The sequence below is a fragment of the Mesorhizobium sp. M7A.F.Ca.CA.002.09.1.1 genome (genome assembly GCF_003998555.1).
Taxonomy (GTDB): Bacteria; Pseudomonadota; Alphaproteobacteria; order Rhizobiales; family Rhizobiaceae; genus Mesorhizobium; species Mesorhizobium ciceri.
In genome coordinates this window covers 1-9,851 of the sequence record NZ_RZRR01000094.1, presented here as the reverse complement: position 1 = coordinate 9,851, position 9,851 = coordinate 1, and the positions used below count along the sequence as shown (strand labels likewise).

10 protein-coding genes are annotated in these 9,851 nt (G+C 63.9%); 2 read left to right on the top strand and 8 right to left on the bottom strand.

The genetic code is table 11. The features are described 5' to 3' along the window. A partial coding sequence (locus EN994_RS06735) for an MFS transporter (protein ID WP_127307451.1) occupies positions 1-939 on the bottom strand: 939 nt, incomplete at its 3' end. Between the two features lie 121 nt (positions 940-1,060). Between EN994_RS06735 and EN994_RS06730 the strand changes: the two genes are divergently transcribed. Further along, positions 1,061-2,062 carry an ornithine cyclodeaminase family protein gene (locus EN994_RS06730; RefSeq protein ID WP_063168533.1) on the top strand — a complete coding sequence of 334 codons (1,002 nt, stop codon included), beginning with the start codon at positions 1,061-1,063 and terminating at the stop codon, positions 2,060-2,062. Further along, positions 2,059-3,540, top strand: a complete 1,482-nt coding sequence (hutH, locus tag EN994_RS06725) for a histidine ammonia-lyase (protein ID WP_063168534.1) — start codon at positions 2,059-2,061, stop codon at positions 3,538-3,540. Before EN994_RS06730 ends, hutH begins: the two co-directional genes overlap by 4 nt. A gap of 9 nt (positions 3,541-3,549) precedes the next feature. On the opposite strand, the gene purU is transcribed toward hutH, so the two are convergent. Genes purU through EN994_RS06690 form a run of 7 tightly spaced genes read right to left on the bottom strand, consistent with a single transcriptional unit; the run spans position 3,550 to position 9,678 of the window. Then, entirely contained in the window at positions 3,550-4,431 is an 882-nt protein-coding gene (gene purU / locus EN994_RS06720) for a formyltetrahydrofolate deformylase (RefSeq protein ID WP_063168535.1), read from the bottom strand. Then, complete coding sequence (locus EN994_RS06715) at positions 4,428-5,228, bottom strand: 3-methyl-2-oxobutanoate hydroxymethyltransferase (RefSeq protein ID WP_063168536.1); 801 nt, start codon at positions 5,226-5,228, stop codon at positions 4,428-4,430. Before EN994_RS06715 ends, purU begins: the two co-directional genes overlap by 4 nt. A 34-nt stretch (positions 5,229-5,262) precedes the next feature. Next, positions 5,263-5,577 carry a MocE family 2Fe-2S type ferredoxin gene (locus tag EN994_RS06710; protein WP_013530832.1) on the bottom strand — a complete coding sequence of 105 codons (315 nt, stop codon included), beginning with the start codon at positions 5,575-5,577 and terminating at the stop codon, positions 5,263-5,265. An 11-nt stretch (positions 5,578-5,588) separates the two neighbouring features. Further along, positions 5,589-6,710, bottom strand: coding sequence for a fatty acid desaturase family protein (locus EN994_RS06705; RefSeq protein WP_082826495.1), 1,122 nt, complete (start codon positions 6,708-6,710; stop codon positions 5,589-5,591). 10 nt (positions 6,711-6,720) lie between these two features. Next, positions 6,721-7,902 (bottom strand): aldose 1-epimerase family protein, encoded by a 1,182-nt coding sequence (locus tag EN994_RS06700; protein ID WP_063168537.1) that lies wholly within the window; start codon positions 7,900-7,902, stop codon positions 6,721-6,723. A 16-nt stretch (positions 7,903-7,918) separates the two neighbouring features. Beyond that, positions 7,919-8,701 carry an ATP-binding cassette domain-containing protein gene (locus EN994_RS06695; protein WP_024501560.1) on the bottom strand — a complete coding sequence of 261 codons (783 nt, stop codon included), beginning with the start codon at positions 8,699-8,701 and terminating at the stop codon, positions 7,919-7,921. Then, on the bottom strand, positions 8,698-9,678 hold the full coding sequence (locus tag EN994_RS06690; RefSeq protein WP_032898639.1) for an ABC transporter permease: 981 nt from the start codon (positions 9,676-9,678) through the stop codon (positions 8,698-8,700). Before EN994_RS06690 ends, EN994_RS06695 begins: the two co-directional genes overlap by 4 nt. Between the last annotated feature and the right edge of the window lie 173 nt (positions 9,679-9,851).

Sequence of the window (9,851 nt, the reverse complement as noted above, 5' to 3'; positions counted from 1 at the left end):
CATCAAGCCGGCATCGACAGGCGAAAGGCCGAAGCCAACCTGGAACAGCAGCGGCAGCAGGAACGGCGTGGCGTTGATCGCCACCCGGAAAATGGTGCCGGCGGCAAGCGTCGAGATGGCGAAGGTCAGCACCTTGAACGAGGAGAGATCGAGCAGCGGATGCGGCGCGCGCCTGAGATGGCGCACCGCCAGCCAGCCGAGGACGATGCCGGCTACGATCAGCAGCGCTGTCGGCAGCACGCCGTCCTCGGGATGCGCGATACGCTCGAGACCGTAGAGCAGCAAGGCAAGTCCCGCCGATGTCAGGAAAAAACCGGGCCAGTCGAGCGGCTTGGGGTCGGCCTCGCGGTCGCCTGGGATGAAACGGGCGACCAGCGCCAGCCCGATCACGCCGAGCGGGATGTTGATGAAGAAATTCCAGTGCCAGGACAGATAGGTGGTGATGAAGCCGCCGAGCACCGGCCCGACCACCGGCGCAAACAGTGCTGGCCAGGTGATCAGCGCCGTGGCGTTGAGCAGTTCGGATTTCGGCGCATTGCGCAGGACGAGAATGCGCCCAACCGGCGTCATCAGCGCGCTGCCGAGCCCTTGCACGACACGTGCGGCGACGAACTGGGTCAGGGTTTGCGAGAGGCCGCAGGCGAGCGAAGCCAGGGTGAACAGGACGATCGCCAGCAGGAAGATGTTGCGCGCCCCGAACCGGTCGGCGAGCCAGCCCGACAGCGGCACGAACACCGCCATGGTCAGCATGTAGACGGTGATGCCGATGCTCATCGCCACCGGCGACACGCCGAAGGAGGCGCCCATCTGCGGCAGCGATGTCGAGATGATCGTCGAATCCAGCAACTGCATGAAGAAGGCGATGGCGACGATCAGCGCCACGCGCCGCGCATGGATGGCCGTTTCGGACAAGGTTGCGGTCTCGGGAATGGCAGTCATGACGGAACCGGTTTGAACAGCATCTCCCCGGCGGCGTCCAGAGACGTCGCAACAAACTTTCGTGTGCCGCCATGGCCTGCTATGGAATGGATGGGGCCGTCGAGGAGAGTATACGCGTAACATGAAGCCCATCTACATCGACTACCTCAATGCCCTCGACATCGATGCCCTTGCCATGACCGATGGCGAAATCATCGCCGCCGTCGAGGCTGGCCTGGTGGCGCAAGGCAAGGGCCAGACGGTGATCGAACCGCGCGTCCATCTCGAGCCGGACCCGTCCTTCCACGGCCATTTCAATGTGTTGCGCGGCTACGTCGCGCCGCTCGACACGGCCGGCGTCAAGATCGTCGGCGACTATGTCGACAATTACCTGCATGGCCTGCCTTCCGAATTCGGCATCCTCAACCTGTTCGACCCGCGCACCGGCGCGCCGCGCGCCATCCTCGACGCCACCGTCATCACCGACATGCGAACCGGCGCCGTCACCGCCATCGGCGCCAGGCATCTGGCGCGCAAGAATTCCAAGGTGCTGGCCCATATCGGCGCGCGCGGCACCGCCTACTGGAATGTGCGCCTGCTCGACCATCTCTTCGACTTCGACGAGATTCGCGTCCATTCGCGCCGCCCGGAAAGCCGCGACGGTTTTGCCGCCGAACTCTCCGCCGATCTCGGCAAGACGGTCACAGCGGTGGCCGACTGGAAAAGCTGCATCGAGGGCGCCGACATCGTCGTCGAGGCCTCGCGGCTGCCGGAGCCGCAGCCGCTGCTGAGGACCGAATGGATCAAACGGGGCGCACTGGTCGTGCCCTATGGCACGATGAGCGCGGTCGAACTGTCGTTGACCGACATCATGCAGAAAATGGTCGTCGACGATTGGGGCCAGTGCAAGGGCGGCAAGTTCGGCTCGCTACGCGCCCATGTCGAGACCGGGCGGCTGAGCGAGCAGACGCTGCATGCCGAGCTCGGCCAGATCGCCGCCGGCCTGAAAGTTGGGCGCGAAAGCGACGACGAAACGATCCTGTTCTGGCATCGTGGCCTGTCGCTGTCTGATATCGCATTGGGCAAGGCGATGCTGGCCAAGGCGCAGGCGCAAGGCATCGGCCAGAGACTGCGCTTCGCATGAGCGCGCTCGTCCTCACCGGAACCGGCGTCGGCGTTGGCGATGTCGCTGCGGTCGCCCGCGATGGGCGCAAGGTGGAGATCGGACCCGATGTCATCGGCAGGCTGGAGAAGGCACGAAAAGTGCTCGACCAGGCTGCAGCGTCCAGCCAGCAGATCTATGGCTTGAACACCGGGCTCGGCGCCAATCTCGGCACTGCTGTAGAGGGCGATGCCGGAGCCTTCCAGCGCCAGTTGCTGGAGGGACGCAGCGGCGCCGTCGGCGAAGGATTGCCGGTCGATGCCGTGCGGGCAAGCATGGCCGCGCGTGCAGCGATGCTGTCGGTTGGCGGATCCGGCCTTTCGTCTTCCGTCTTCGTTGCTTTGCTCGACGCGCTCAATGCCGGCGTCCATCCCGTCATGCCCTCGCTCGGTTCGATCGGAGCCGGCGACCTGGTGCTGATGACGGCACTCGCCCGCATGCTCACCGGCGAAGGCGAAGCCGACTATCAGGGCCGTCGCATACCGGCGGCCAAGGCGCTGATGATGGCGCGCCTCGCCCCGATCAGCCTGGCGCCCAAGGACGGGCTATCGCTGATCAACGCATCGGCGGTTTCCGCCGGCAGCGGCGCACTTGCGGTGACGGATGCCCTCACTGCCCTGGCCCAGCAACAGCATGCCGGGGCTCTGACCATGGAAGGTTTTGGTGCCAACCGCACCATCCTCGACCCGCGCCTGCATATGGCGCGCCCGGCGGCCGGCCAGCAGGAAGCAGCCAAGGTGCTGCACAATCTGCTCGTCCGAGACGACGCGCCGGCACCGACCACCTTGCAGGACCCGCTGTCGATCCGCTGCATGCCATCGGTCCATGGCGCACTGATCGAGGCGATCGGCCAGGCGAGACAGGCTGTCGAGATCGAGCTCAACGCCGCCGCCGACAACCCGCTGGTGCTGGGCGATGATGAACTGGTACTGTCGACCGGCAATTTCCACACCGCCGCACTGGCGCTCGCCTTTGAGACGCTCGGCCTGGCGATCGCCCAATGTGCCGCGGCCAGTGCCGCGCGCTTCATTCAGCTCACCGGTTCGGGCCGCAATGGCCTGCCGAAATATCTGTCGCCGGTCGGCGGCGCCTCGGCCGGCTTCGTGCCGCTACAGAAGACAGTGACCTCGATCCTGGCCGCCATCCGCCACAAGGCCAATCCGGTGATGCTCGACTTTCTGGCCGTGTCGGAGGGCGTCGAGGATCACGCCACGCAGACACCTCTGGCGGTTGCGAAATGCGCAGGGATGATCGCGCTGTGGCGGCGGCTGATCGCCTTCGAATTGATGGCCGCGGCACAGGCCGTCGACCTGCGCGACGGCTTCACACTGGCGCCGCGCACGGCCGCACTTCACGCGGCGATACGCTCGCTCGTCCCCATGCTGAAAGAGGACCGGCCGCTCGGCATCGACGCCGAAGCGCTTTACGCCGCGCTCGCCGGCGGAAATTGGCCGGCCTGACGCGGCTTCTCAGAAGACGACGGTCTTGTGGCCGTTGAGCATGACGCGGGCTTCGAGATGCAGCTTGACGGCGCGCGCCAGTACCCGGCTTTCGATGTCGCGCCCGACGGCGACGAAATCCTCGGCGCTCATCGCATGGGTGACGCGTTCGGTCTCCTGATCGATGATCGGGCCCTCGTCGAGGTCGGAGGTGACGTAATGCGCCGTCGCACCGATCAGCTTGACGCCGCGGTCGAAAGCCTGGTGGTACGGCTTGGCGCCCTTGAAGCTCGGCAGGAACGAATGGTGGATGTTGATCGCCCGTCCGAACAGCCGGTCCGACAGACCTTTTGAAAAGACCTGCATGTAGCGCGCCAGGATGACCAGTTCGGCCCCTGTCCGCTGCACCAGGTCCAGCAGTTTCTGTTCCTGTTCGGCCTTGTTCTCCTTGGTGGTCGGCCAATGGTGGTAGGGAATGCCCTCCAGCTCGGCGAAGCGGCGGGCATCCTCGTGGTTGGAGACGACGGCTGCAACCTCCGCGTTCAGCCAGCCGACCCTGATCTGGTACAGCAGATGGAGAAGCGCGTGGTCGAACTTGGAGACCATGACGATGATCTTCGGGCGGCGTCCCTGATCGACCAGCGCGGTCTTCATGCCGAAGCGGTCGACGCTCGATTCCAGGGCCCGCTCCAGACTGTCCCCGGTCGAGCCTAACGGGCTGATGAAGGCGATCCGCATGAAAAAGCGATTGGTCTGCCGGTCCCAGAACTGGCTGCTTTCGGCGATGTTGGCGCCGTTCGCGGCAAGCTCCGCCGTGACGGCGGCGACGATCCCCGGCCGATCCTCGCAGGAAAGCGTGAGAATATGAACCGGCGCGGCCTCGCCCGTCGCATCATTGCCTTGAGATTTCACGCCCCGTCGACCCTCTTCATGAACAGGCTGAGTTCAGCCGGATCCATATGCACCACATGCTTGTCTTCGGGATAGGCGAGACTGTTCACGTCGGCAACATATTCCGAAAACGCGGCGATACGCTCGGCCTGCAAACGATCATATTCGGCGGCGAAATTGCGATAGACCTTGGAATGACGGGGCATGTGGCCACGGTTCTGGCCGAGAATGTCGTCGGCGAACAGATATTGCGCATCGCAACCGGTACCCGCTCCCATCGACAGCATGATCAGCGACGTCCGCTCCGAGATCGCCTTGGCCACCTCGACCGGCACCACCTCGATCTCGGCGCCGATGGCGCCGGCGGCCTCCAGTTGCTTCACCGCCGCGAAGATATCCATGGCGGTGTCGGCGGTCTTGCCGACCGCCTTGAAGCCGCCAGTCCAGGTCGCCCGTGACGGGATCAGCCCGACATGGCCGATCACCGGGATATTGTCATCGGCCATCCGCTTGATCGTGGCGTAGCCGGCGCTGCAATAGACCGCGTCGGCGCCGGCCTTGTAGAGCCGGAAGGCCCAGCGCACGAAATCGTCCGCCGTGCCGATCTCGTAGAAATTGTCGCCCGGCATGGTGAACAGGCTGGGCGCCGCGTCGCGGTACTCAGGGTTGAGCACCAATTCGGGCGGCACCGAGACGATGTCGACCCCTGCGCGCTCCGCGGCCTCGGCCTCGTCCATCGTCAGCACACGCAGCATGGTCAGCTGTCGCTTGCCCTTCATGGCGCGCAAATCCGCCACCGTCGGTCTTTTTCGGCTCATCAAAAGGGTTCCCTCAGTTGCATTCGGCGGCAGGTCAGCCGATCTGGATCATCACTTTGCCAGCCTCGACCTTCACTGGATAGGTGGCGAGATTGACGCATACCGGTGCGCCTCGAGCCACGCCCGTCTTGTAGTTGAAGCGGCCATTGTGCTTGGGGCATTCGATGATGTCGTCCATCACCAGCCCATCGGCCAGATGCGCCTTCTCATGCGTGCAGTATCCGTCGGTTGCGAAGTACTCGTCATCGGGACTGCGATAGATGGCGAAGGTACGGCCGCCATGATCGAAGCGGATGACATCCTCTTCCTCGACATCGTCGACGCCACACGCTTCAACCCAGTCGGCCATCTGCTTCTCCCCTATTCCGCCGCCGCCGGAACGGTCAGTGCATGGAATTCGTCCCGGTACGGCCGCGCCGTCGGCGGCAATTCACGTTTGAGGAAATAATCCTCGTACTGAAGCTGCTTCAGCAGCACCGGCCAGACCTCGCGATAGGCATGCCACATCGAAGGGTTCGGCTCGGGCAGATCGTGCTTGATCAATTCGTGCAGCCTCGGCAGCGCGTGATAGGGCACCATCGGGAACATGTGATGTTCGACATGATAGTTCATGTTCCAATAGATGAAGCGGCTGATCGGGTTCATGTAGACGGTGCGCGTGTTCAGCCGGTGGTCGGTGACATTGTCGGCCAGCCCGATATGCTGCAGCAGGCCGGTCAGCACCATGTGCCAGCTGCCGTAGAGGCGCGGCAGGCCGATCAGCACCAGCGGCAGGAACGACCACAGATGAAGCGCTAGCCCGATCGCCCCGACATAGATGGCGACATGCCAGCGCGCGGCTGTGACCACCTTGTGAAGCTCCATCTCGGGAATAAAGCTTTTCTCGTCCGGCGAGATGCTGCCGAACGCATTGCGCACCAGCGTCGGCAGCGAATAGCGGAAATCGAGAACACCGGTGAAGGCGAGTGCGGCGCGCAGCAGGTCCGGCGGACGCATCACCGCGATCTCGGCGTCGCGGCCGACGATGATCGTGTCGGTGTGGTGGCGGGCATGGCTCCAGCGCCAGGTCACCGGATTGCGCATCAGCATGAAGCTGGCGATCTGGTAGACGGCATCGTTCATCCAGCGTGTGCGGAAGGCGGTGCCGTGGCCGCACTCGTGCCAGCGCGAGTCGCTGGACGAGCCGTAGAGCACGCCATAGACGAGCAGGAACGGCACCACCCACCACGTGCCCCAGAACCAGGCGATCCCGGCGGCGGAACCCAATATGGCAACGATCCAGATGATCGTGTCGCGGATCGCCGGGCCGTCCGAGCGCTGCATCAGCTCTTTCATCGCCTTGCGCGGCACATCGGTGTGATACCACTCGGCCGAGGCCAGCCCGGTCTCGATCGCGATGCGCGTGCTTTCCCCGACCAGGCTGTAGTCGCGCTTTTTCTCCATCACATCGACCTCCGATTTCCGGCCCGCCAGCCGGAGCATTCGTTTCGCCTCATGCCCTGTCCGCCAATCCCGGAAAATTACCCGACGGTACAGGATAATCCTGTTGCGGCTGCCTGGCGATCGACGCGATCTTTGCTTCGGCCTCGGCGATCGCGCCGGCGCCGTCGAGCACCCGGAACACTGCGTCGTAAGAACGGCTTTCACTATGCTCCAGCCAGATCATCTCGCCCCGCTCGCGCGCCGCGAGATTGCCGAGCACATGATGCGTCGAGGGTTCGATGCCCAGCGCATACTGCCCCGCCTGAAAATTCTGCCATTGATATGCGCAAGGCAGCTGGTCCTTGCGCGTCACCACTTCGAAGCCGAGCCCGAGCTGATCGTTGACCACTGCCACCGGCACCTCGCCATTGGCGTCCGCCGCCATCTCGTGCTGCCAGACCTGCTCGCTGAAACCCGATTGCGGCGCCGGCATCGTGCGGTAACCCACCTTCTGCGCCTGGTAGCGCTCGCCGGCATGGCCAGCCCAGACGACGTCGCGGATCGGCGCCAGATAGCGCGAACCCTCGTCGAGCAAGGGATGGCTGACATTGACGTGGTAAAAATACATGTGCGGCGTGCGGTTGAAACCGTGGTTGACGACGCGATCCGACAGCCGGATCTCGTTGCCGCCGACATCGGCCTCGATACGCCGGATCAGATGCAGATCCTCGCCGAACACTGCCGATTGCTGCACGGTGCCTTCGGCCCACAGCACGCAGCGGTCGCCGTCCCAGGTCTCGCCATAACCGGTCAGCCGCGCCGGAATGGTGCCGACGCGGCCATGCAGCGAATGGATCACGGTCTTCCTGCCCGGGTAGTTGTAGCTATCGGCCGGCACTTCTTCCCGGCCCAATATGTGGTCGAGGCCGCAGGTGACAAGCAGCCCTGAAAACGAACGCGCCCAGGCGAGCCCCCCTTCCCCCTCATAATCGTGCAGACCGGGGTTGCGAAAGCCGCTCGGCGAATGCCAGCCGATCGCCTGGCCCTTGAAGTCGCAATCGGCGATGTCGAGCGCCCGGTCGACCAGCGCCGTGAAACGCAGCCCCGTGCCGGTGCGGAACTCCAGCATGCGGATGCCGCGTTCCACGCCGTCGCCAAGCGTCATCAGCCGCACGCCGGCAAATTGCGACAGCATGCCCGAACGTTCCGACACCTGCCGGCGCGAAAGCGTCTTGCCGTAGAGTTCTACCATGTGACGGCCAACTTCTTCACTTCGCTCTCGTCTCTTTCAGCAGGGCCGACATATCGGCGCCGGTGATGATGCTTTCCACGGTCAGAAGATCGGTATCGGCAACCGTCTGCTCGGCGACGATCTCGCCGCGGCGCATGACGATGATGCGGTCGGCGACCTGGAACACGTGATGGATGTTGTGGGTGATCAAGAGCACGGAATGACCGGCGTCACGCACCTCCTTGACGAAGCGCAGCACGCCATGGGTTTCCTCGACACCGAGATTGTTGGTCGGTTCGTCGAGGATGATGACCTTGGCGGCGAACTGCATGGCGCGAGAAATCGCGATCGACTGCCGCTCGCCACCCGATAGCGTCGAGACCAGCGCATCGGCGTCGAGTTTTTTCGAGATGCCGACGCGCTTCAACAGCGCCGACGCCGCGTCTCGCAATTTGGCGAAATCGAGCGGCGCGAACACGCCCAGCCATTTCAGCTTGACCGGCTCGCGCCCAAGGAAAAGATTGCGCGCGATGCTGAGATCCGGCGCAAGAGACGTATCCTGGTGGATGGTCTCGATGCCGAGGTCCATCGCGTCGCGTGTCGAACGGATCGAAACCTTTTCACCGCGCACATAGATGTCGCCACGGTCGATCGGAAACACACCGGAAATCGCCTTGATCAGCGTCGATTTGCCGGCGCCGTTGTCGCCGAGCAGGGCCACCACCTCGCCTTCCTTGAGGGCAAAGGACGCATTCTTCAGTGCGCGGACGCTGCCGAAGGATTTTTGCAGATTCTGCAGCCGGAGAACTTCCATCGTCAGCCCCTTGCGGCGTTCTTCTGCAGCAAAGCGTGCAGGATGAGCATGGCGAGGATGATCAGGCCGACGAAGATGTTGTAGGCGAGGCCCGGCACGCCGATCAGCACAATGCCGTTGCGGATCGCGCGCAGCATCAGCGCACCGACGATGGTGCCGAGGATCGTGCCGCGTCCGCCGGTCAGCGCCGTGCCGCCGACCACCACCATGGCGATCACTTCGAGCTCGTAGCCGGTGCCGGCCACCGGTGAAGCGGCCGAAATGCGGAAGGCGCTGATCATGCCGGCCAGCCCCGCCAGAACCGAAGTCAGGATGAACAGCCACACCTTGACGGCGTCCGCCGGCACGCCACGCGCCACCGCCGCGTTGCGGTTCGAGCCGATGGCGCTGATCCAGTTGCCGAGCTTGGCATAGCGCAGCACGTAGATTGCCAGCAGCGAGAGACCGATGAACCACCACAGCGAGGTGTAGAACCGGAACGAGCCGACATTGAAGCTGCCGGCCAGCAGCGTCACGAAAAAACCCGGCTGGTCCCAGGATTTCAGCGGAAAGCCCTGCGTGATGTAGAGCGCTGCCCCACGCACCACGAGCAGCATCGACAGCGTGACCAGGAAGGACGAAATGCCGATCTTGGTGACGATCAGCCCGTTGATGGCGCCGATGGCGATGCACAGCAGAAGCCCGGCCAGAAGGGCGACACCTATATCCACGCCGCCGTTCTGCACCAGGAGCATGACGATGACCGGCGCCAGCCCGAACACGGCGCCGACCGACAGGTCGAACTCGCCCGCCGTCAACAGCAGCGTCATGCCGAGCGCGATGATGCCGAGCTCGGGCAGGAACGCCATCATGTTGGAGATGTTGAGCGGCGACAGGAAATTGGCATCGGCAACGGCGAACACCGCGAGCAGGACAATGAGGATGACGAGCGAGGAGAATTGCGGCGAGCGCATAAGGCTCGATCTGCGTTTCCCGACAGGCATTTCGTCTTCTGCGGCGATCATCATGACTGCTTGAACCATGCTTTGAAGAGACGCCCGCAGCTTACGCCGCGGGCACCGTTTTCACTTCGTGTCGTAGAGTTTCAGGATCGGTTCGACGCTCGAGGCGTCGTAGAGGCTGAACGTATGGATGTCGTAGCCGATCGGCTCACCCG

What these genes read in the sequence shown, in the direction of transcription:
- EN994_RS06730 (WP_063168533.1), top strand. Translation starts at nt 1,061, where the DNA reads ATGAAGCCCATCTACATCGACTACCTCAATGCCCTCGACATCGATGCC.
- hutH (WP_063168534.1), top strand. Translation starts at nt 2,059, where the DNA reads ATGAGCGCGCTCGTCCTCACCGGAACCGGCGTCGGCGTTGGCGATGTC.
- EN994_RS06715 (WP_063168536.1), bottom strand. Translation starts at nt 5,228, where the DNA reads ATGAGCCGAAAAAGACCGACGGTGGCGGATTTGCGCGCCATGAAGGGC.
- EN994_RS06710 (WP_013530832.1), bottom strand. Translation starts at nt 5,577, where the DNA reads ATGGCCGACTGGGTTGAAGCGTGTGGCGTCGACGATGTCGAGGAAGAG.
- EN994_RS06705 (WP_082826495.1), bottom strand. Translation starts at nt 6,710, where the DNA reads ATGCTCCGGCTGGCGGGCCGGAAATCGGAGGTCGATGTGATGGAGAAA.
- EN994_RS06700 (WP_063168537.1), bottom strand. Translation starts at nt 7,902, where the DNA reads ATGGTAGAACTCTACGGCAAGACGCTTTCGCGCCGGCAGGTGTCGGAA.
- EN994_RS06690 (WP_032898639.1), bottom strand. Translation starts at nt 9,678, where the DNA reads ATGCCTGTCGGGAAACGCAGATCGAGCCTTATGCGCTCGCCGCAATTC.